The following is a 20,929-nucleotide window of genomic DNA, read 5'->3' as shown; positions in this document are numbered from 1 at the left end:
AGGTGCGGTGCATGAGCGATCGCGCGGTGCTGCACGTGAGGGGCAGGGTCTTGGCCGGGCCCGAGGACGTCCGGGACGAGCTGTGGGTGGTCGGCGGCCGTGTCTCCTACGACCGCCCGGCCGGCGCCCGGGACGTGACCACCGTCGAGGGCTGGGCGCTGCCCGGACTCGTCGACGCCCACTGCCACGTCGGCCTGGGCGCCCACGGCCCGGTCGACGCCGACGTGGCCGAGAAGCAGGCCCTGACCGACCGCGAGGCCGGCACCCTGCTGATCCGCGACGCGGGCTCGCCCTCGGACACCCGCTGGGTGGACGACCGCGAGGACCTCCCGAAGATCATCCGGGCCGGCCGGCACATCGCCCGCACCCGCCGCTACCTGCGCGGCTACGCCCACGAGGTGGAACCCGCCGACCTCGTCGCGTACGTCGCCCGGGAGGCCCGGCGCGGTGACGGCTGGGTCAAGCTGGTCGGCGACTGGATCGACCGCGACCTCGGCGACCTGGCCGCCTGCTGGCCGCGCGAGGCGGCTCAGGCGGCCATCGCCGAGGCACACTGGCTGAGCGCGCGGGTGACCGCGCACTGCTTCGCCGAGGACTCGCTGCGCGACCTGGTCGAGGCGGGCATCGACTGCGTCGAGCACGCGACCGGCCTCACCGAGGACCTGATCCCGCTGTTCGCGGAGCGCGGTGTCGCCATCGTCCCGACGCTCGTCAACATCGCCACGTTCCCCGACCTCGCCGCCGGCGGCGAGCAGAGGTACCCGGCCTGGTCCGCCCACATGCGCCGGCTGCACGCACGCCGCTACGACACCGTGCGCGCCGCGTACGACGCCGGCATCCCGGTGTTCGTCGGCACCGACGCCGGGGGCTCCCTGCCGCACGGCCTGGTGGCCGCCGAGGTCCAGGAACTCGTCACGGCGGGCCTGCCGCCCCTGCACGCCCTCGCGGCGGCCACCTGGTCGGCCCGCGCCTGGCTCGGCCGCCCCGCGCTCGACGAGGGCGCCCCCGCCGACCTGGTGGTCTACGACACGGACCCGCGCGAGGACGTCCGGGTGCTCGCGGCACCGCGCCGCATCGTGCTGAACGGCAGGGTGGTCGGCTGAAACCGGGCGGGCCGACGGACCGTCACCGTGCGGGCCGGCCGGCGTGGTGCACTCCGTCCCGCGCGCCGGGCGCCGACCGGCCGGTCCGCCCGTCCGGAGATACGCGGGAGACGGACGGGAGACAGAAGGGAACACCCGTGCCGCCGAATTCGAAACTGCGCGCGGAAACCCCACGATGGGGTGAAGTCACCCTGGATCGCTGACCGTTCACCCGGAGTGCGTAATTCTGTGCTGGTCCCGAGACTGTCTCCTCTGGGGGTCCCACACCGTGAACGGCACCACCTTCCGCATGCCCGCACGCCGCCTCGCCGCCGCCGCGGCGGCCACCGCCCTCGCCGCGGGTCCCGCGGTCCTGGCCGGCGCGGCGCCCGCCCAGGCCACCGGCGACCGGGGCAGCGCGAGCGCCGCCGTCCTGCGTACCGGCCTGGACGTGTCCCTGCTCAACAAGACCGTCCAGGTCCCGCTGGCGCTCTCCCTCGACGAGGTGCGGGCCCCGCGCAGCGCGGAGAAGACGTCGCTCACGGCGACGCTGGACGGCGTCGACGGGGGCCGCCCCTTCAGCCTGCTGAGGGCGGAGGCCGCCCGGTCGGAGGCGACGGTGACCGCGGACCGGGCCGAGGCGTCGGCCCGGCTGGCCCGGGCCCGGCTGCACGTCCCCGGCCTGCCGCTGCTGTCGGTGGTCGAGGTGGACGCGGTGACGTCGAAGGCGACCTGCGCGCGGGGCGCGGCCCCGGTGGCCTCCTCGACGCTCCCGGCCTCCGTGACGGTCCTCGGCAAGCGCGTCTCCGTGACGAGCGGCGGCACCACCGACGTGAAGGTGCCCGGCGTCGGCGAGGTCCGCCTCGACTTCGCCCACCGCGCGACGACGTCCCGCACCGCGGCGGCGACCGCCCTGCGCCTGCATGTCACGGTCAACCCGTTGCACCTGAACGTCGCCGAGGTGGAGGGCACCCTGACCCTGGCCGAGGCGGCGTGCGAGGCCCCGCCGCCCCGCCCCGCGTCCCACCCCGCCCCGAAGCCCGAGGTGGAGCCGCAGGGCGCCCCGGAGACGGCCGACCTGGCGGAGACGGGCGGCAACTCCTTCACCCCGTGGCTGGCCGCGGGCGCGACGGTCCTGCTGGCGGCGGGAGCAGGGGCGGTGGCCCTGGCGCGGCGCAGGAACTGACCCGTGCGGCCGGGGGAGCGGCGGGGTCAGGGGAGGGACGTCAGGGCCCTGTCCAGGGCCTGGAGGAACGCGTTCACCGTCCCCCGGTCCCGCACCGCCACCCGCAGCCAGTCCTCGCCCAGCCCCGGGAACGTGTCCCCGCGCCGCACCGCGAAGCCCAGGTCGCGCAGCCGTCGTCGTACCGCCGTCGCGCCCGGGACGCCGAGCAGCACGAACGGGCCCTCGGCCGGTCCCGCGACCCGCACGCCGTCCCCGGCGAACTCCTCCAGCCCGGCCACGAGGTGGGCCCGGTCGGCCGCCACCCGGTGCGCCGCACGGTCCGCCTCCGCGAGGGCCCGCGCGGACACGCACGCCTCGGCCGCCGCCAGCGCCGGCGTCGACACCGGCCACAGCGGCTGCGCCCGCTCCAGCGCCGCGATCGTCCCCGGCGCGGCCAGGACGTACCCGATCCGCAGGCCCGCCAGCCCCCACGTCTTGGTGAGGCTGCGCAGCACCACGAGCCCCGGCACGTCGGTCCGCCCGGCCAGCGCCTCCCGCTCGCCCGGCACCGCGTCCATGAACGCCTCGTCGACGACCAGCGTCCGCCCGGGCCGGGCCAGCCCGGCGATCAGGTCCGCCGGGTGCAGCACCGACGTCGGGTTCGTCGGGTTCCCGATCACCACCAGGTCGGCGTCCTCGGGCATGGCCCCCGGGTCGAGCCGGAAGCCGTCCTCCGCCCGCAGCAGCACCCGGCCCACCTCGTGCCCCGCGTCCCGCAGCGCCGCCTCCGGCTCCGTGAACTGGGGGTGCACCACGACCGGCCGCCGCACCGGCAGCGCCCGGGCCAGCAGCACGAACGCCTCGGCCGCGCCCGCCGTCAGCAGCACCCGTTCGGCCGGCAGCCCGTGCCGCGCGGCCACCGCCGCCCGCGCCGCCCGCCCGTCGGGGTAGGCGGCCAGGGAGGCCAGCGAACCGGCGATCACCTCCCGCAGCCACGGCGGCGGGGTGCCGGCCCGCACGTTCACGGCGAGGTCGACCAGCGCCGCCCCGTCGTCGCGGACCTCCGCGTCCCCGTGGTGGCGCAGGTCGTGCTCAGTGGGCATGGGCGTGACCGTGCCCGTGGTGGTGCCCGTGACCGTGCCCGTGGTGGTGGTCGCCGTCGTCGTCCGGGTGGAAGTGCGGCTGCTGCGGCAGCCCCACCTTGTCCTCGAACCCGGGCAGCGCGATCCGGTACACGCACGAGTCGCAGTTCATCCGCAGGTCGCCCCCGACGGCCTCCGCGTACCGCTCCATGACCAGGTCGAGCAGCTCCGGCTCCGGACCGATGACGTCCGCCGCGCGCACGTCCAGGCCGGGGTGCGCGGCCGCCCACTCCTCGGTCTGCCGGCGCACCCGGTCCGGCAGGATGCCGGTGAACAGGAAGTACGGCAGCACGACGATCCGCCGCGCGCCCAGCCGCGCGCACCGCTCCAGGCCGCTCGGCACGTCCGGCGCCGCCAGCGACACGAACGCCGTCTCCACCGCGCCGTACCCGCGCCCCTCCCACAGCAGCCGGGCCGCCTTGCACACCTCGGCGTTGGCGTCCGGGTCGGTCGAGCCGCGTCCGACCAGCAGCACGGTCACCTCGGCGCGGTCCACCCCGTCCAGCACCTCGTCCAGGCGCCGCTCCAGCACCCGCAGCAGCGACGGGTGCGGGCCCAGCGGACGGCCGTAGGTGTAGGAGATCCCCGGGTGCCGTTCCTTCTCGCGGGCCAGTGCCGCCGGGATGTCGCCCTTGGCGTGCCCGGCGGACACCAGCATCAGCGGGACGGCGGCGAAGCGCCGTACGCCCCGCTCCACCAGCTCGGTCACCGCGTCGCCGAGCGGCGGCGGCGACAGCTCGATGAAGCCGCCCGCGACGGGCAGTTCGGGATGGCGGCGCCCCAGCTCCCGGACGAAGTCGCGGAACGCCTCGGCTCCGGCGTCGTCACGCGTGCCGTGGCCGGCGATGAGCAGGGCGGGCGGCGGGGTGGTCACGATGTCTCCTCGACGGAAGTGGGGTGGTACAGCAGGGCGTTGAGCGCGGCGGAGGCGACCGCCGAGCCGCCCTTCTCGGACACGTTGCTCACGGCGGGCAGCCCGCTCTCGCGCAGCGCGGCCTTGGACTCGACGGCGCCGACGAAGCCGACGGGCAGCCCGATCACGAGCGCGGGCCGCGCGTCCAGCGTGAGCAGTTCCTCCAAGGCGGTCGGCGCGTTGCCGATCACCCAGAGGGCGCCGGGCCCGACCTGCTCGTGGGCGAGCCGGATGCCGTGCGCGGACCGGGTCAGCCCGGGACCGGCCACGGCGTCCTTCAGCCGGCACACGGTCTCCCGGCGGGTGATGCCGGCGCCGACCATCTCGACGTCGACGACCACCGGCGCCCCGGCGTGCAACGCGGCGTGCGCCGCGACCAGCTCGGCCTCGTCCATGACGAGGTCGTCGGCGTACGCCAGGTCGGCGGCGGAGTGGATCACCCGCTCCACCACCGCCCGGGTCAACGGCGGGAGGCGCGAGGTGTCGAGCCGGGCGCGCAGCCGCCGGTAGGACTCCTCCTCGATGGGGTGGACGACGCGGTTCACTCGGCCGCCTCCTGCCAGCGGTAGCCGCGCGGCGTCACCATGCGGCCCGCGATGTCCCGGGTCGCGGTGTTGCCCACGGTCACCACGGTCATCATGTCGACCGTCGCCGGGTCCAGGGCGCCCAGCGTGGTCAGCCGCGCGGACCCGTCGGGCCGGGACGCGTTGCGCACCACGCCGACGGGCGTGTCCGGCGTGCGGTGCCCGGCGAGGACCGCCAGCGCCTTGGGCAGCTGCCAGTCCCGGCCGCGCGAGCGCGGGTTGTAGAAGGTCACCACGAGGTCCGCCTCGGCCGCGGCCCGCACCCGCCGCTCGATGACCTCCCACGGCGTGTGCAGGTCGGACAGGCTGATCGACACGTGGTCGTGGCCCAGCGGCGCCCCGAGGATCGCGGCGGCGGCGAGGGCCGCCGTGACGCCGGGCACGCCGACCACGTCGATGTCGTCCGACGCCTCGGCGAGCGCCGGGGAGGCCATGGCGTACACGCCCGCGTCGCCGCTGCCGATCAGCGCGACCGCGTGGCCCGCGCGGGCCTCGGCGACCGCGGTGCGGGCCCGCTCCTCCTCCGCGCCGAGCCCCGACTCCAGCACCCGGGTGCCGGGCCGCAGCAGGTCGCGGATCTGGTCGACGTACTGGTCGAGCCCCACCAGCACGGAGGCGCGCCGCAGTTCGTCGCGGGCCCGCGGGGTGAGCAGGTCCCGGGCGCCGGGGCCGAGGCCCACCACCGCGAGCCGTCCGCGCCCCGGCCGCCGTACGACGGCGCAGGTGGCCATGGCCGACTTCCGCTTGGGGACGAGGAGTTGTCCGCCCCGCACGAGGGCGGCGGCCTCCGCGACCGAGGGCGTGCCGACGGCGGCGAGCGGCGCCGCCGACGGGTTCGGCACGTCGACGGCCGACAGCTCCTCGGCGGAGTACGTCACCACCGGCACGCCGAGCCGCGCGGCGGCCGCGAGGATGCCCGGCTCGTCCGACTTGGCGTCCACGGTGGCCAGTTCGGCCACGCTGCGCGCCGAGAGGCCCGCGTCCCGCAGCGCCTCCTCGACCAGGCCCAGCACCTCGTCCGCGGGGGCGCCCCGGGAGGCGCCGACGCCGACGACCAGGGTCGGCGGCCGCAGCAGCACCTCGCGCGGCCCGGCCTCGACGGCACGGTCCGTCAGCCGCACGGTGTGCGCCGCGGGCCCGTCCGCGAACGGCACCGGCGGCAGCGGCCAGGTCACCTCCGCGTCGAGCGCGACCGGTTCGCCGTCGAGCAGCGCCCGGCTCACGCCCGCGACGTCGCCCTCCACCGGCAGGCCCAGGGTGTCCAGGCCCGGCAGGTCCACGGCGTCGGTGGCGGTGGTCACCACCGGGCGGGCACCCAGCACCTCGCCGACCTCGACGGCGAGGGCGTTCGCCCCGCCCCCGTGGCCGCCGAGCAGCGACACGGCGAACCGGCCGGCCTCGTCCACGCACACCACCCCGGGGTCGGCCGCCTTGCCGGCGAGCAGCGGTGCCATGAGCCGGACGACCGCCCCCGTGGCCAGGAAGCACACGAGCTGCTCGCACTCCGCGAACGCCCGGCGCACGGCGTCCGGCACGGGACCGTCGTACACGCGCGTGCGGTCCGGCCACGCCGCGGCCAGCCGGTCGCGCGCCGCCGCCCCCGCCGCGGTGGCGGAAATCAGGCCGATCACTGAGCAACTCCTTCGTTCGTCGCGGGGGGCCGTACCCCCCACAGCAGGAAAACGGGATTGGTGGCCGCCAGCCGGGTCACGTCCCCCGGCAGCGGCGCCAGCCGCGACGACTGCAGCAGCACGCCGTCGCAGGTGAACCCGGCGCCGGTGAGCGCCGCCCGGGCCGCGGGCACCCGGTCGAGTGCGGCCAGCGCCACGACCACGGTCCGCCGGGCCCGCCGCGCGCACGCGGCCACCACGTCCGCCAGCTCGTGCCCGCCCCCGCCGACGAACACCGCGTCGGGGTCGTCCAGCGCGTCCAGCGCGTCCGGCGCGGTCCCGTGCACCACGTGCACGTCGACGCCGTGCGCGGCCGCGTTGGCACGGATCCGCCCGGCCCCGTCGGCGGCCTTCTCCACCGCCGTGACCGCGGCGCCAAGCCGCGCGCACTCCACGGCCACCGAGCCGGAGCCCGAGCCGACGTCCCACACCAGGTCGCCGGGGCGCGGCCCCAGCCGGGCCAGGGCCAGCGCCCGCACCTCGAACTTGGTGATCATCGAGTCGCGGTGGGCGAACGCCTCCTCGGCCAGGGCCCAGCCCGCGGGCCCCGGCCCCCGCCCCGCCAGCGTCCGCGCGCCGCCGCCCGGCGAGCGCCGCTCGTCCAGGCTGACGACCACGCTCACCGCCGTGCCCCAGTCGCGCTCCGCGGCCTCGGCGGGCGTCACCCGCTCCAGCCGCTCCTGCGGGGAGCCCAGCGCGGTCGCCACGACCAGCGTGCGCGCGTACGGCCGCAGCGCGGCACCGATCTCCGCAGGACCCGCGCCCGGGCCGGTCAGCACCGCCACCTTCGGCTCCGCCCGGCACACGTTCACCGCGGTGCGCAGGTCCCGCCCGTGCGCGCTGACGACGACGGCGTCCTCCCAGGTCAGCCCGAGCCGCGCGAACGCCGCCGCCACGGACGACACCCCGGGGCGCACGGCGAGCCGGTCCGGGCCGAACCGCTCGGCCAGCACCCGCACGATCCCGAAGAACCCCGGGTCGCCGGAGGCCAGCACGACCACCCGGCGCTCCGCGCGCACGTACGCCTCGATCGCGTCCAGCGCCGGGCCCAGCGGCCCGAGCACGATCCGCTCGGCCGTCCCCGGCACCGCGGCCGCCTCCAGGTGTCGCCGGCCGCCCACGACCAGCTCGGCGCCCGCCAGGACGTCGGCGAAGGCGCCTGCGGAGGCGTCCGGGGAAGCGCCCACGGAGGCGCCCGGGGAGGCGTCCGCGCAGGCCGGGCCGCCCGTCCCCGCGCCCACGACCGTGATCACGTACTCGCCCCCCGCTCGCGCAGCGCCCGCCGGGCCTGCGGGTCCGCCTTGCGGAAGCCGTGGAAGTGCCCCGGGTGGTACAGGTGCGAGCGCGTGCCGTGCGCGTCCAGCGCCGGACCGACCAGGAACAGCGTGTGCTTCCAGAGCTTGTGCTCCTTGACCGTCTCCTCCAGCGTGCCGATCGTGCACTTCACGACCAGCTCCTCCGGCCAGGTCGCCTGGTAGGCGACGACGACGGGGGTCTCCGTGGGGTAGCCGCCCTCCAGGAGCTCCCGCACCAGCTGCCCGCTGCGGGCGGCCGACAGGAAGACCGCCATGGTGGTCCCGTGCCGGGCGAACTCCCGCACCTCCTCGCCGGGCGGCATGGGCGTCTTGCCGCCGCCGAGCCGGGTCAGCACCACCGACTGGGCGACCTCCGGGATGGTCAGCTCGCGCTGCGCGAGCGCGGCCACCGCCGAGAACGACGACACGCCCGGCACGACCTCGGTCGCGATGCCCAGCGCGTGGCAGCGGTCCAGCTGCTCCTGGGTGCCGCCCCACAGCGCCGGGTCGCCGGAGTGGATGCGGGCGACGCGCAGGCCCTCGCGGTGGGCTCGCTCGTACACGGCGACGACGTCCTCCAGGGACATGGTCGCCGAGTCCAGCACCTCGGCGCCCTCGCGCGCGTGCTCGAGGACCTCCGCCTGGACCAGGCTGGCCGCCCAGATCACCACGTCGGCCTCGGCGATGGCGCGCGCGGCGCGGAACGTCAGCAGGTCGGCGGCGCCGGGGCCGGCACCGACGAAGGTCACCTTGCCGGTGGGGGCATCGGCCATGGGTTCGGTCCTCTCGAAACGTGCGGAACAAGCAGGGATGTAACGGGCGTCGCGGGACGGATCAACCGTCCCGGGCTGGCCGGATGTGCGCGGCCGGGGGTTGATCGGATACGAAGGGGCCATGGCGGTCCTCGTCGCGCTCGGCGCGTTCCTGATGACGCTGGCCGGCGGCTGGACGGCACAGCGGGTGACCGACCGTCGCCACCTGGTGCTGGGCCTGGCCGGCGGGCTGATGCTCGGCGTGGTCGGCCTGGACCTGCTGCCGGAGGCCCTGGAGGCGGCCGGCGCTGAGGTGTTCGGCGTACCGGCCGCGCTGCTGCTGTTCGTGGCCGGCTTCCTGCTGGCCCACCTGATGGAGCACCTGCTCGCCGGGCGCACGGCCGCGCACGGCGCCGGGGAGCACGGCCACCGCGCCCCCGAGGTGGGCCTGACGGCCGCGGCCGCGATGGTCGGCCACAGCGCCATGGACGGCGTCGCGATCGGCGCGGCCTTCCAGGTCGGCGGCGGCATGGGCACCGCGGTCGCGCTGGCGGTCGTGGCCCACGACTTCGCCGACGGCTTCAACACGTACACGATCACGAGCCTGTACGGGAACGCCCGCCGCAAGGCGCTGACCATGCTGTTCGCGGACGCCGTGGCCCCGGTGGTCGGCGCCGCCTCGACGGCGTTCGTCACCATTCCGGAGCAACTGCTCGGCGGCTATCTCGGCCTCTTCGGCGGTGCGCTGCTCTACCTCGCCGCCGCCGAGATCCTGCCCGAGGCCCACCACGCCCACCCGGCCCGCTCGACCCTGCTGTGCACGGTCGCCGGTACGGCCTTCATCTGGCTGGTGGTGGGCCTGGCGAGCTGACCGGGCGGCGGCGGGGCTCACAGCTTGCCGCCCCGGCCGCCGTCGCGCCGCGCGGGCGCGATGAGCGTCGACAGGTACGGCAGCGGCTCGGCGTCCATCCCGGCCGCCGGCCGGATGCTCTCCTCGGGCAGCCCGAGCGAGGCGCCCCACACGGCGTCGTCGAGCCGCCCGGTCTCCCGCAGCACCTCGGCGACCTCGGCGGCGTGCCGGCCGAACTTGTACGCCACCACGGTGCCCGGCCCGGCCAGCGCCTCCTTCAGCACGGCCGACCCGGCGGTCACCGGCACCAGCGTCAGCGGTTCGGTGCCCTCGGTGAGGACGGCGCCCGAGCGCGCGGCCAGGTCCTGCATGGCGGTGATGCCCGGCACGGTCTCCACGGCCACGCCCGGCACCAGCTCCCCGACGGTGTGCGCGAGGTAGGTGAAGGTCGAGTACACGTTCGGGTCGCCGATGGTGGCGAACGCGACCGTGCCGTGCCGCCCGAGCAGCTCGGCGACCGTCCGGCCGGCCTCGTCCCAGGCGGCCTCGCGGCGCGCCCGGTCGGTGCGCTCGTTCAGCGCGAACACCACGCGCAGCACCTTCTCCGCGGGCACGTAGTGCAGCACCGTCGCCTCGGCGCGCCCCCGCTCCCCGGTGTCCATCACCGGCACGACGACGACGTCGGCGGCCCGCAGGGCGTTGACGCCCTTGACGGTCACCAGCTCCGGATCCCCGGGACCGACCCCGATCCCGATCAACCTGCTGCTGCTCATGACGTCCGGCACCTCTCCACGAACCGACGGGCGACACCGGGCTCGGACGCCCAGTGCGTGTGCAGATAACTCGCGTGCACGCCGTGCTGCACGAAGCCTTCGACCCGCCGTACGGGCGCCCGCACGCCCCAGGCGGGAGCGGCACCGGCGCCGGGCTCGACGACGGTGCGGTGGAACTCGTGGCCCCGCATCCGGGTCCCGGCCGCGGCCAGCGCGCTGTCCCCGACGGCCACGGCGTCCCGGTAGCCGAGCGTCAGCCGGTCCGTCATGCGGGCGGTCGCGTCGAGCACCCCGCACATCGGCTGCCCGTCCAGCTCCCGGCACAGGTAGAGCAGCCCCGCGCACTCGGCGGCCACGGGGGCGCCGGAGTACGCCAGGTCGGCGACGGCCTTGCGCAGCGGCTCGTTGGCGGACAGCTCCCCGGCGTACACCTCCGGGAACCCGCCGCCGATCACCAGCCCCCGCGTCCCCTCGGGGAGCCGCTCGTCCCGCACCGGGTCGAACGTGACGACCTCGGCCCCGGCGGCGGCGAGCAGTTCGGCGTGCTCGGCGTAGGAGAAGGTGAACGCCTCACCACCGGCAATGGCGACCACGGGCTTCGACCCGCGCCTCTCGACCGACCGAGACGGGTGGTCGTGGGTGGGCGAGCCGGGGGTCCAGGGGGCGGCGCCCCCTGGTACGGCACCGGCACCCCGGGCGAGTGCCTCCAACGCGCCCAGGTCACACCCTCGTACGACCAGATCAGCCATCGCCGCGACGGAGTCGACCGCGGCGGCCCGCCGTTCGGCAACCGGCACCAGCCCCAGGTGCCGCGAAGGCACATTCACCGGCTCGGCCCGCCGCAGTGCGCCGAGCACCGGCACCCCGCACGACTCCAACGCCTCCCGCAGTAGCGCCTCGTGCCGGTCGGAGCCCACCTTGTTCAGGATCACGCCCCCGATCCGCACCCCGGGGTCCCACGAGGCGAACCCGTGGACCAGCGCCGCCACCGACCGCGACTGCGCGGAGGCGTCCACCACCAGCACCACCGGCGCCCCGAGCAGCTTCGCGACCTGCGCGGTGGAGGCCAGTTCACCCTCCCCGGCGGCCCCGTCGTACAGCCCCATCACTCCCTCGACCACGGCGAGGTCGCACCCGCGCGCCCCGTGCAGGAACAGCGGGGCGATCAGCTCCGGTCCGCACAGGTACGCGTCGAGGTTGCGGCCGGTCCGCCCGGTGGCGAGCGCGTGGTACCCGGGGTCGATGTAGTCCGGGCCCACCTTGTGCGGGGACACGGCGAGCCCCCGCGCGGCGAACGCGGCCATCAGCCCGGTGGCGACGGTGGTCTTGCCGCTGCCCGAGGAGGGCGCGGCGACCACCAGCCGGGGCACGGACGACGGGGAGGTCACCACTCGATGCCCTTCTGGCCCTTCTGGCCGGCGTCCATCGGGTGCTTGACCTTGGACATGTCGGTCACCAGGTCGGCGAAGTCCACCAGCTCCCGGGGGGCGTTGCGCCCGGTGATCACCACGTGCTGGGTGCCGGGCCGATCCCGCAGCACGGAGACGACCTCGTCGGTGTCGACCCAGCCCCAGTGCATCGGGTAGGCGAACTCGTCCAGCACGTACAGCCGGTACGTCTCGGCGGCGAGGTCGCGCTTGACCTGCTCCCAGCCCTCGCGGGCCTTCTCCTCGTTGTCCATCTGAGCATCGCGCTGGACCCAGGACCACCCTTCGCCCATCTTGTGCCAGTCGACGGTGCCGCCCTCGCCGGAGGCGCCGAGCACGCGCAGCGCGTTCTCCTCGCCGACCTTCCACTTCGCCGACTTGACGAACTGGAACACCCCGATCGGCCACCCCTGGTTCCAGGCCCGCAGCGCGAGCCCGAAGGCGGCCGTCGACTTGCCCTTGCCCACGCCGGTGTGCACGACGACCAGCGGACGGTTGCGGCGCTGACGGGTCGTCAGACCGTCGTCCGGTACGACACTCGGCTGTCCCTGCGGCATCAAGCGGCCCTCCTGCTCGTTCCCTGAACGTCCTTGACCAGCCCGGCGATCGCGTCCGCGCGCAGCTCGTCGAGCGTGACGGCCGTACCGCCCAGCTCGGTCGCGAGCTGCCCCGCGAGCCCGAGCCGCACCGGCCCCGACTCGCAGTCCACGACCACCGACGCGACCTGCTCGGCCGCGAACAGCCGCGCCGCCCGCCCCGCGAGCGCCACCGGCTCCGGGCCGCCAGTGGCCCGCCCGTCGGTCACCAGTACGACCAGCGCCCGGCGCGCCGGGTCCCGCAGCCGCTCCACGCGCAGCACCTCGTGCGCCTTCAGCAGCCCGGCGGCCAGCGGCGTGCGGCCCCCGGTCGGCAGCGACTCCAGCCGTGCCGCGGCCGCGTCGACCGACGAGGTCGGCGGCAGCGCCACATCGGCGGCGGAGCCCCGGAAGGTCACCAGCCCCACCTTGTCCCGCCGCTGGTAGGCGTCCAGGAGCAGCGACAGCACGGCCCCCTTCACGGCGCTCATCCGCTGCCGCGCCGCCATCGACCCGGAGGCGTCCACCACGAACAGCACGAGGTTGCCCTCGCGCCCCTCCCGGGCCGCCTGCCGCAGGTCGTCCCGGCGGATCACCAGACCCGGCCCGGACCGGCCGCGCGCCCGCTGGTGCGGGGCCGCCGCCTGCACGGTGGCGGCCAGGTGCAGCTTGGTCAGCGCGCCCCGGGGGCGCCGGGCGCCGGTGGTGCGGCCGTGCTCGGTCCGCGCCCGCGACCGCCGCCCGGCGGCGCCCTCGCCGATGCCGGGCACGCTCAGCGCCTTGGTGCGGAACGGCTCCGCGGCCCGCGCCGCCGGCTGCTCACCCGCGCCCGCCCCGGACGGCTGCGGCTCACCGCCGTCGCCCTCCTCGGGGCGCGCCCCGGTGTCGCCGCCGCCCTGCGGACCCGCGTCGGGCGCCGGCCCGCCACCGCCGCCGCCCGGACCGTCGGGATCCGGGTCGGGGTCGTCGTCGGGGGACTCGCCGGAGAACTCCTCCAGCGTCCGGTCCAGCTTGTCCTCGTCCAGACCGGGCGCGTCGAAGGGGTTGCGGCGGCGCCGGTGCGGCAGCGCGAGCAGCGCCGCCTGCCGCACGTCCTCGGCGAGCACGTCGGTCCGCCCGGCCCACGCGGCCAGCGCGGTCGCCGTGCGCGCCATCACGATGTCCGCGCGCATGCCGTCCACCTCGAACGCCGCGCAGGTCGCCGCGATCTGCCGCAGCGCCCCGTCGCCCAGCCGCACCTGCGGCAGCAGCTCCCGCGCCGCCACGATCCGCTGCCGTACGGCGGCCTCCTCGCCGGCCCAGCGCGCGGCGAAGGAGGCCGGGTCGTCGTCGTACGCGAGCCGGCGCCGGACCACCTCCACCCGTTGGTCGGGCTCGCGGGAGGCGGCGACCTCCACGGTCAGCCCGAACCGGTCGAGCAACTGCGGCCGCAGTTCGCCCTCTTCGGGGTTCATGGTGCCGACGAGCAGGAACCGCGCCGCGTGCCGCACCGAGACGCCCTCGCGCTCCACGTACGAGGCGCCCATCGCCGCCGCGTCCAGGAGCAGGTCGACCAGGTGGTCGTGGAGCAGGTTGACCTCGTCGACGTACAGGATGCCGCGGTGCGCGTCGGCCAGCAGGCCCGGCTCGAACGCCTTGACGCCCTCGGCGAGCGCCCGCTCGATGTCGAGCGCGCCGACCAGCCGGTCCTCCGAGGCGCCGACGGGCAGTTCGACCATGCGGGCGGGCCGGTGCGCGCCCGGACCCGGCTCGTGCGGCCCGTCGGGGCACGAGGGGTCCGGGGCCGCCGGGTCGCAGGAGAACCGGCAGCCGGGCACCACGGCCACCGCGGGCAGCAGCGCCGACAGGGCGCGCACGGCGGTGGACTTCGCGGTGCCCTTCTCGCCGCGCACGAGCACCCCGCCGACGGCCGGCGAGACGGCGTTCAGCAGCAGCGCGAGCCGCAGGTCGTCCTGACCGACGACGGCGGTGAAGGGGAAGGGGGTGGTCACTGGTCGTCGCCCTCCAGGTCGCCTTCGAGCTCCAGGTAGGTGGCCCGCAGCCGCTCCAGCGTGTCCGCGTCCGGCTCGGCCCACAGGCCCCGGTCCGCCGCCTCCAGCAGCCGCTCGGTGATCCCGCGCAGCGCCCACGGGTTGGACTTCTTCATGAAGTCCCGGTTCTCCGGGTCGAAGACGTACTCGGCGCTGAGCTTCTCGTACATCCAGTCGTCGACCACGCCCGCCGTGGCGTCGTAGCCGAACAGGTAGTCCACGGTCGCCGCCATCTCGAAGGCGCCCTTGTAGCCGTGCCGGCGCATCGCCGCCATCCAGCGCGGGTTGACCACGCGCGCGCGGAACACGCGGTGCGTCTCCTCGCCCAGCGTGCGCGTCCTGACCTGGTCGGGCGTCGCCGAATCACCCACGTACGCCTCGGGGTTGGCGCCGGTCAGGTGCCGGACCATGGCGACCATGCCGCCGTGGTACTGGAAGTAGTCGTCCGCGTCGACCAGGTCGTGCTCGCGGGTGTCGACGTTCTTCGCCGCCACCGCGATCCGCTTGAACGCGGTCTCCATGTCCCCGCGCGCCGCCCGCCCGTCGAGCCCCCGCCCGTAGGCGTAGCCGCCCCACACCGCGTACACCTCGGCGAGGTCGGCGTCGGAGCGCCAGTTGCGGGCGTCGATCAGCGGCAGCAGGCCGGCGCCGTACGCGCCCGGCTTGGAGCCGAAGACGCGGGCCGTGGCCCGGCGCCGGTCGCCGTGCGCGGCGGTGTCCTCGTCGGCGTGCGCCTTCACGAAGTTGCGGTCGGCGGGCTCGTCCAGCTCGGCGACGGCCCGCACCGCGTCGTCGATCAGCCCGACGACGTGCGGGAACGCGTCCCGGAAGAAGCCGGAGATGCGGACCGTCACGTCGATGCGCGGCCGGCCCAGCTCGGCGAGGGGCACCACCTCGAAGCCGGTCACCCGGCGCGAGGCGTCGTCCCACACCGGGCGGCAGCCCAGCAGCGCCAGGATCTCGGCGATGTCGTCGCCCTGGGTGCGCATCGCGGAGGTGCCCCAGACGGTGAGCCCGACGGACTTCGGGTACTCCCCGGTGTCCTGGAGGTACCGGGCGACCAGGGAGTCCGCCAGGGACTGCCCGACCTCCCAACTCAGGCGCGAGGGGATGGCCTTGGGGTCGACGGAGTAGAAGTTGCGGCCCGTCGGCAGCACGTTGACCAGGCCGCGCGTGGGCGAACCGGACGGGCCCGCGGGCACGTAACCGCCGTCCAGGGCCCGCAGGATGTGCCCGATCTCGTCGGTCGTACGGGCGAGGCGCGGCACGACCTCGGTGCACGCGAACTCCAGCACGGCGACGGCGTCGGGGAGTTCGGTGCCGAGGACGTCGCGGACGAGGCCCCGGACGGGGGAGACGTCCCAGCCGCGCTCCTCCATGCCCTCCGCGAGCCGCCGGCACAGCTGCTCCAGCAGGTCGACCGCGTCGGACGCGGTGCGGGCCGGTCCCTCCACCAGGTCGGTCAGCTCCACCGGCACCTTCACCGGGGCGCCCGGCTCGGCCAGCAGCTCCTTCTCGTCCAGCCCGAAGTGGGCGGCCAGCGAGGCCCGCAGACCCGGCAGCGCGTTCGCCTGCCCGCCCCACACCTGGGAGGCGCGCAGCACGGCCAGCACCAGGTTCACCCGGGGCTCGCCGACCGGGCCGCCGCCGAGGATGTGCAGGCCGTCGCGGATCTGGACGTCCTTGATCTCGCACAGGTAGCCGTCGATGTGCATGACGAACTCGTCGAACGTCTCGTCGTCCGGCTGTTCGTCGACGTGCAGGTCGTGGTGCAGCTCGGCCGCCTTGACCAGCGTCCAGATCTGCGCCCGTACGGCCGGCGCCTTGGTCGGGTCGAGGTCGCTCACCAGGGCGTACTCGTCGAGGAGTTGCTCCAGCTTGGCGAGGTCGCCGTAGGTGTCGGCGCGGGCCATGGGCGGGACCAGGTGGTCGACGACCGTGGCGTGCCCGCGCCGCTTGGCCTGGGTGCCCTCACCGGGGTCGTTCACGATGAACGGGTAGACCAGCGGCAGGTCGCCGAGCACGGCGTCCGGCGCGCACCCGGCGCCCAGACCGAGGCCCTTGCCGGGCAGCCACTCCATCGTGCCGTGCTTGCCCATGTGCACGATCGCGTCGGCGCCGAAGCTGTTGTCCAGCCAGCGGTAGGCGGCCAGGTAGTGGTGCGAGGGCGGCATGTCGGGGTCGTGGTAGATGGCGATGGGGTTCTCGCCGAAGCCGCGCGGCGGCTGGATCATCACGACGACGTTCCCGAACTGCAGGGAGGCCAGCACGATGTCGTCGCCGTCGACGTACAGGGAGCCCGGCGGCTCGCCCCACGCCTCGGTCATCGCGTCCCGCAGCTCCGGGTCGAGCCTGCCGAACCACTCCCGGTAGTCGGCGAGCGGCACCCGGGCGGGCGCGGAGGCGAGCTGGTCCTCGGTCAGCCACTCCACGTCGTGGCCGCCGGCCTCGATCAGCCGGTGGATCAACTCGTCGCCGCCGTCGGGGTACTCGGTGAGCGAGTAGCCCGCGTCGCGCAGCGCGTCGAGGACCCGCACCGCGGAGGCGGGCGTGTCCAGGCCGACCGCGTTGCCGACCCGGGAGTGCTTGGTGGGGTAGGCGGTGAAGACCAGCGCGATCTTCTTCTCGGCGTTCGGCTTGTGCCGCAGGCGCGCGTGGCGCACGGCGATCCCGGCGACGCGGGACGCCCGCTCGGGGTCGGCCACGTACACCGGGACCTCGTCCGGACCCTGCTCCTTGAAGGAGAACGGCACGGTGATGAGCCGGCCGTCGAACTCGGGGATCGCGACCTGCATCGCGGCGTCCATGGGCGCGAGCGCCGCGTCGGACTCCTCCCAGGCGCTCCGCGACGAGGTGAGGCACAGGCCCTGCAGCACGGGGACGTTCAGCTCCGCGAGCGCGCCGACGTCCCACGACTCCTCGTCGCCGCCCGCGGACGCCTGCGAGGCGTGCGTGCCGCCGGCCGCGAGGACGGTGGCGACCAGCGCGTCGGCCCGGCCCAGCAGCTCGTACAGCCCGGCGTCGGCCCCGCGCAGCGAACCGCAGTACACCGGCAGGGCGTTGGCCCCGTGGGCCTCGATCGCCCCGCACAGGGTGTCCACGAAGGCGGTGTTGCCGCTGAGTTCGTGCGCCCGGTAGAACAGCACGCCCACGGTGGGGCGTCCGTCGCGCAGCTCGTACCCGTCGTGCACGCCGTACTCCGGCATCCGGTGCGGCTCGGCGAAGCCCTCGCCGGTCAGCAGCACGGTGTCGGAGAGGAACCGGGACAGCTCCAGCAGGTTCGCGGGGCCGCCCTCGACCAGGTATTTCAGCGCCTCGGCGACCACGCCGGCGGGCACGCTGGACTCGGCCATCAGCTCCGCGTCCGGCACGGCCTCGCCGCCCAGCAGCACCGTCGGGACGCCGGACGCCTTCAGCGCGGCCAGCCCGTCCTCCCAGGCGCGCTTGCCGCCGAGCAGCCGCACCACGGCGAGGTCCGCGCCGCGCAGCAGGTCCGGCAGTTCCCCGGCGACGTCGACGCGGGTGGGGTTGCCGATGCGGTAGTCGGCGCCGGAGGCCCGGGCCGCCAGCAGATCGGTGTCGGCGGTCGACAACAACAACACTGTGCTCATGCGGGCGCTCCCGGTGGAATGAAAGGCAGTCCTTGCGGCGCGCCCGACTCGATGAGCCGCCACAGCGCGTCCGTGTCCGCGTGCTGTTCGATCAGGTCGCCGAGCCGGTCGAGCTGCTCCTCGCGCAGCGCGGCGAACGAGGTGTCGGGGGCCGGCACGAAGCGGCGGCCCGCGGCGGCGGCCACCTCGCGCAGGAACGCCCGCCGGAAGCCGTCCGACTCCAGCGAGCCGTGCCAGTGCGTGCCCCAGGTGTGGCCGACGCGGCAGCCGTCCAGGAAGGGCTTTCCGCCCAGCACGTCGGCGACGCCGTGGTGGATCTCGTACCCCTCGACCGGCTCGCCGAGGGCCTGTCCGGCCGGCCGGGTGAGGGTCTTCTCGCGGGCGAACCGCACCCGCACGGGCAGCACGCCGAGCCCGTCGACCGCGCCGGCCCGTGACTCGACCTCGTCCTCGATGTGTTCGCCGAGGATCTGGAAGCCGCCGCAGATGCCGAGGACCGGGCGCCCTTCGGCGGCCCGGCGCACCAGGGCGTCGGCCAGGCCGCGTTCGCGCAGCCAGGCCAGCGCCCGCACGGTGCCGCGGGTGCCCGGGACGATCACCAGGTCGGCGTCGGCCAGTTCCTCGGGCCGGTCCACGAACCGCACCACGACGCCCGGTTCGGCGGCGAGGGCGTCCACGTCGGTGAAGTTGGACATCAGCGGGATCGCGCACACGGCGACCCGCAGCACGTCCTCCCCGACGGGCGGACTGACCGTGGACTCGCGCACGGTGCCGCGCAGCGACACCCTCAGTCCGTCCTCCTCGTCGATGCCGAGCCCGTGCCGGAACGGCAGCACACCGTAGGTGCGCCGCCCGGTGAGGCCGTGGAGCATGTCCAGCCCCGGCTCCAGCAGCGACACGTCGCCGCGGAACTTGTTCACCAGGAACCCGGCGACCAGCTCCTGGTCCTCGGGCGCGAGCAGGGCCACGGTGCCGAAGAAGGAGGCGAAGACGCCCCCGCGGTCGATGTCGCCGACCACCAGCACCGGCAGCCGCGCGCCCCGCGCGATCCCCATGTTGACGATGTCGGTGCGCCGCAGGTTGATCTCGGCCGGGCTGCCCGCCCCCTCACAGATCACCGCGTCATACGTGCCCCGCAACTCGGCCAGGCAGTCCAGCACGGTGCCCAGCAGCCGCTGCTGGCGTCCGCCGTGGTAGCCGCGTGCGCTCAGTTCGCCCACCGGCTTGCCCAACAGCACGACCTGGCTGCTCTGTTCGCCCCCGGGCTTGAGCAGCACCGGGTTCATCTGCGCGGTCGGCTCGATCCGGCACGCCTGCGCCTGCATCGCCTGCGCCCGCCCGATCTCGGCGCCCTCGCGCGTCACGAACGAGTTCAGCGACATGTTCTGCGCCTTGAACGGCGCCACCTTCACGCCGCGGCGCACCAGCCACCGGCAGATCCCGGCGGTGACGACGCTCTTGCCGGCGTCGGAGGTCGTACCGGCGACCAGGAGTCCCCCGTTCACTTCCCACGTCCCTTCCACAGCAGGCGGGCCCCGGCCGTGACGCCGAGCGCGAGCAGGCCGACGCGCCGGGACAGCCGTACGGCCCGGTCGATGTCGGTGACGGCGACGGGGCGCCCGGCGGCCCCGTTGAGCACGGGCCGGTGCTCGACCCGGCCGCCGTAGGAGAGCGTCCCGCCCAGGCGCACGCCGAGCGCGCCCGCGAACGAGGCCTCCACGGGACCGGCGTTGGGGCTGGGGTGGCGGCCGGCGTCGGCGCGCCAGGCGCGGACCGCCCCGCGCGGGTCGGGCCCCGCGAGCGTGGCGAGCACGGCGGTCAGCCGGGCTCCCGGCCAGCCGGCGACGTCGTCGAGGCGGGCGGAGGCCCAGCCGTAGCGCAGGAAGCGCGGCGACCGGTGGCCGACCATCGCGTCCAGGGTGTTCACCGCGCGGAAGCCGAGCAGCCCCGGCACCCCGCCGACGGCACCCCACACCAGGGCGCCGACCACGGCGTCGGAGGTGTTCTCGGCGACGGACTCCACGACGGCCCGGGCGATCCCGTCGGCGTCCAGCGCCTGCGGGTCGCGGCCGCACAGGTGCGGCAGCCGCGCGCGGGCCGCGTCGACGTCCCCGTCCCGCAGGGCCCGCCCAATGGTGTCGGCCTCGCGGGCGAGCGAGGTGCCCCCGACGACCGCCCAGGTCGCGGCGGCGGTCAGGGCGACGGAGGCGGCGGGGGAGCGGCGCACGGCCCGTTCGGCGACGGCCCCGAGGGCGACGGCGCCCCCGGCGCACACGGCGGTGTGCAGGGCGCCCCAGCCGCGGTGGTCGCGCCACAGGACCCGCTCCACGGCCGCGGCCGCGCGTCCGAACGCGGCGACCGGGTGCCCGCGGCGCGGGTCACCGAGGAGCAGGTCACCGAGGAGGCCGGCGGCGGCGCCGTACGCGTACGAGCGATCGGCACCCATCGGCTCAGCCGGCCGTGCGCGCGGGGGCGGGCCGGGTGGTGGTCCTCACATGGCAGCCGAGCATGGCGGTATGTCCTCACTCAGGGTGTCCACGCCCTGGTTCGACGAGACCGGCGGTGAGAGTTCCTGGCTCCCGGGGTTCGCACCCCGGTGACAGTGGCGGGACCGCGCCGGACTCGCACCGGCTTCCTCTCCTTGCCGCCGTACATGGCCCCGGCAGTCCACCACGCCCCCCGAACGACCGTCAACTTGCCGTTGACCTGGGGCGGAGGAGTGTGTGGAGGCCCACACGGAAGGGGCCTGCGGGGTCACAGCGACGCGGGGTGCCCGAGGGGCACCCCGCGTTGCGTGGTCCTGCTACGACGATGCGGCCGGACTCAGGCGACGATCAGGCTGATGCCGTACGCCACCGCCGCCGCGCACGCCGCGAAGCAGGCGTACGCGCCGGTGACCGCGAGGGCGGCCGAGCCGCCCCGGGCCTGGGCCCGCTCACGGGCGGACAGGCCCGCCACGCCGAGGGTGAACAGGGCGACGAGGCCCACGGTGACCACGAGGCTGACGCCGAAGACGGAGCCCAGGGCTGCCCAGTCGATCTTCATGCTGCTTCTCTTCCT

General features: G+C 75.8%; 17 protein-coding genes and 1 riboswitch. Of the genes, 3 read left to right on the top strand and 14 right to left on the bottom strand.

The genetic code is table 11. From position 1 onward, the window contains the following. Positions 1 to 11: 11 nt before the first annotated feature. Complete coding sequence (locus tag E4U91_RS08270; RefSeq protein ID WP_137306226.1) at positions 12 to 1,103, top strand: amidohydrolase family protein; 1,092 nt, start codon at positions 12 to 14, stop codon at positions 1,101 to 1,103. 268 nt (positions 1,104 to 1,371) lie between these two features. After that, positions 1,372 to 2,268: an SCO1860 family LAETG-anchored protein gene (locus E4U91_RS08265; protein WP_137306225.1), complete on the top strand. Its 897-nt coding sequence runs from the start codon at positions 1,372 to 1,374 to the stop codon at positions 2,266 to 2,268. Positions 2,269 to 2,294: 26 nt separating this feature from the next. Here E4U91_RS08265 and cobC read toward each other — a convergent pair whose 3' ends face one another. Genes cobC through cobM form a run of 6 tightly spaced genes read right to left on the bottom strand, consistent with a single transcriptional unit; the run spans position 2,295 to position 8,624 of the window. After that, positions 2,295 to 3,350 carry an Rv2231c family histidinol phosphate aminotransferase CobC gene (gene cobC, locus E4U91_RS08260; RefSeq protein ID WP_137306224.1) on the bottom strand — a complete coding sequence of 352 codons (1,056 nt, stop codon included), beginning with the start codon at positions 3,348 to 3,350 and terminating at the stop codon, positions 2,295 to 2,297. Next, positions 3,340 to 4,263 carry a sirohydrochlorin chelatase gene (locus E4U91_RS08255; protein ID WP_137306223.1) on the bottom strand — a complete coding sequence of 308 codons (924 nt, stop codon included), beginning with the start codon at positions 4,261 to 4,263 and terminating at the stop codon, positions 3,340 to 3,342. Before E4U91_RS08255 ends, cobC begins: the two co-directional genes overlap by 11 nt. Then, positions 4,260 to 4,847, bottom strand: a complete 588-nt coding sequence (locus E4U91_RS08250) for a precorrin-8X methylmutase (protein ID WP_137306222.1) — start codon at positions 4,845 to 4,847, stop codon at positions 4,260 to 4,262. The genes E4U91_RS08255 and E4U91_RS08250 overlap by 4 nt, the downstream gene beginning before the upstream one ends. Then, positions 4,844 to 6,517, bottom strand: a complete 1,674-nt coding sequence (gene cobJ, locus E4U91_RS08245) for a precorrin-3B C(17)-methyltransferase (protein WP_137306221.1) — start codon at positions 6,515 to 6,517, stop codon at positions 4,844 to 4,846. The genes E4U91_RS08250 and cobJ overlap by 4 nt, the downstream gene beginning before the upstream one ends. Beyond that, positions 6,514 to 7,809, bottom strand: coding sequence for a precorrin-6y C5,15-methyltransferase (decarboxylating) subunit CbiE (cbiE, locus tag E4U91_RS08240; protein WP_168218082.1), 1,296 nt, complete (start codon positions 7,807 to 7,809; stop codon positions 6,514 to 6,516). Before cbiE ends, cobJ begins: the two co-directional genes overlap by 4 nt. Further along, a complete protein-coding gene (gene cobM / locus E4U91_RS08235) occupies positions 7,806 to 8,624 on the bottom strand; it encodes a precorrin-4 C(11)-methyltransferase (protein ID WP_137306220.1) in 819 nt (272 codons plus the stop codon). Before cobM ends, cbiE begins: the two co-directional genes overlap by 4 nt. Before the next feature lie 121 nt (positions 8,625 to 8,745). Between cobM and E4U91_RS08230 the strand changes: the two genes are divergently transcribed. After that, complete coding sequence (locus E4U91_RS08230) at positions 8,746 to 9,474, top strand: ZIP family metal transporter (protein WP_137306219.1); 729 nt, start codon at positions 8,746 to 8,748, stop codon at positions 9,472 to 9,474. 17 nt (positions 9,475 to 9,491) lie between these two features. On the opposite strand, the gene cobI is transcribed toward E4U91_RS08230, so the two are convergent. The 8 genes from cobI to E4U91_RS08190 all read right to left on the bottom strand — a co-directional run bounded on the left by cobI (position 9,492) and on the right by E4U91_RS08190 (position 20,914). Next, positions 9,492 to 10,238 carry a precorrin-2 C(20)-methyltransferase gene (cobI, locus tag E4U91_RS08225; protein ID WP_137306218.1) on the bottom strand — a complete coding sequence of 249 codons (747 nt, stop codon included), beginning with the start codon at positions 10,236 to 10,238 and terminating at the stop codon, positions 9,492 to 9,494. Next, on the bottom strand, positions 10,223 to 11,614 hold the full coding sequence (locus E4U91_RS08220) for a cobyrinic acid a,c-diamide synthase CobB (RefSeq protein WP_168218081.1): 1,392 nt from the start codon (positions 11,612 to 11,614) through the stop codon (positions 10,223 to 10,225). The genes cobI and E4U91_RS08220 overlap by 16 nt, the downstream gene beginning before the upstream one ends. Continuing rightward, the gene (gene cobO, locus E4U91_RS08215) at positions 11,611 to 12,210 is read right to left on the bottom strand and encodes a cob(I)yrinic acid a,c-diamide adenosyltransferase (protein WP_137306216.1); all 600 of its coding nucleotides are present in this window, start codon (positions 12,208 to 12,210) and stop codon (positions 11,611 to 11,613) included. The genes E4U91_RS08220 and cobO overlap by 4 nt, the downstream gene beginning before the upstream one ends. Beyond that, a complete protein-coding gene (locus tag E4U91_RS08210) occupies positions 12,210 to 14,219 on the bottom strand; it encodes a putative cobaltochelatase (protein WP_137306215.1) in 2,010 nt (669 codons plus the stop codon). Before E4U91_RS08210 ends, cobO begins: the two co-directional genes overlap by 1 nt. Then, positions 14,216 to 17,869, bottom strand: a complete 3,654-nt coding sequence (gene cobN, locus E4U91_RS08205) for a cobaltochelatase subunit CobN (protein ID WP_174867773.1) — start codon at positions 17,867 to 17,869, stop codon at positions 14,216 to 14,218. The genes E4U91_RS08210 and cobN overlap by 4 nt, the downstream gene beginning before the upstream one ends. Further along, positions 17,866 to 19,374 (bottom strand): cobyric acid synthase, encoded by a 1,509-nt coding sequence (locus tag E4U91_RS08200; RefSeq protein ID WP_137306214.1) that lies wholly within the window; start codon positions 19,372 to 19,374, stop codon positions 17,866 to 17,868. Before E4U91_RS08200 ends, cobN begins: the two co-directional genes overlap by 4 nt. Then, positions 19,371 to 20,315 carry a cobalamin biosynthesis protein gene (locus tag E4U91_RS08195; protein ID WP_137306213.1) on the bottom strand — a complete coding sequence of 315 codons (945 nt, stop codon included), beginning with the start codon at positions 20,313 to 20,315 and terminating at the stop codon, positions 19,371 to 19,373. Before E4U91_RS08195 ends, E4U91_RS08200 begins: the two co-directional genes overlap by 4 nt. A 101-nt stretch (positions 20,316 to 20,416) precedes the next feature. Continuing rightward, positions 20,417 to 20,556: riboswitch (cobalamin riboswitch) on the bottom strand. Between the two features lie 136 nt (positions 20,557 to 20,692). Next, positions 20,693 to 20,914 (bottom strand): hypothetical protein, encoded by a 222-nt coding sequence (locus E4U91_RS08190; RefSeq protein ID WP_067232427.1) that lies wholly within the window; start codon positions 20,912 to 20,914, stop codon positions 20,693 to 20,695. Positions 20,915 to 20,929 lie beyond the last annotated feature (15 nt).

The organism is Streptomyces lasalocidi, assembly GCF_005280215.1.
GTDB lineage: Bacteria > Actinomycetota > Actinomycetes > Streptomycetales > Streptomycetaceae > Streptomyces > Streptomyces longwoodensis.
This window is presented reverse-complemented; position numbering and strand designations above follow the sequence as displayed.

Bases quoted from the DNA above. Each gene is read 5' to 3' on its own strand.
- E4U91_RS08270 (WP_137306226.1), top strand. From the start codon at position 12: ATGAGCGATCGCGCGGTGCTGCACGTGAGGGGCAGGGTCTTGGCCGGG.
- E4U91_RS08230 (WP_137306219.1), top strand. From the start codon at position 8,746: ATGGCGGTCCTCGTCGCGCTCGGCGCGTTCCTGATGACGCTGGCCGGC.
- E4U91_RS08190 (WP_067232427.1), bottom strand. From the start codon at position 20,914: ATGAAGATCGACTGGGCAGCCCTGGGCTCCGTCTTCGGCGTCAGCCTC.
- cobM (WP_137306220.1), bottom strand. From the start codon at position 8,624: ATGGCCGATGCCCCCACCGGCAAGGTGACCTTCGTCGGTGCCGGCCCC.
- cobN (WP_174867773.1), bottom strand. From the start codon at position 17,869: ATGAGCACAGTGTTGTTGTTGTCGACCGCCGACACCGATCTGCTGGCG.
- E4U91_RS08195 (WP_137306213.1), bottom strand. From the start codon at position 20,315: ATGGGTGCCGATCGCTCGTACGCGTACGGCGCCGCCGCCGGCCTCCTC.
- cobC (WP_137306224.1), bottom strand. From the start codon at position 3,350: ATGCCCACTGAGCACGACCTGCGCCACCACGGGGACGCGGAGGTCCGC.
- cobO (WP_137306216.1), bottom strand. From the start codon at position 12,210: ATGCCGCAGGGACAGCCGAGTGTCGTACCGGACGACGGTCTGACGACC.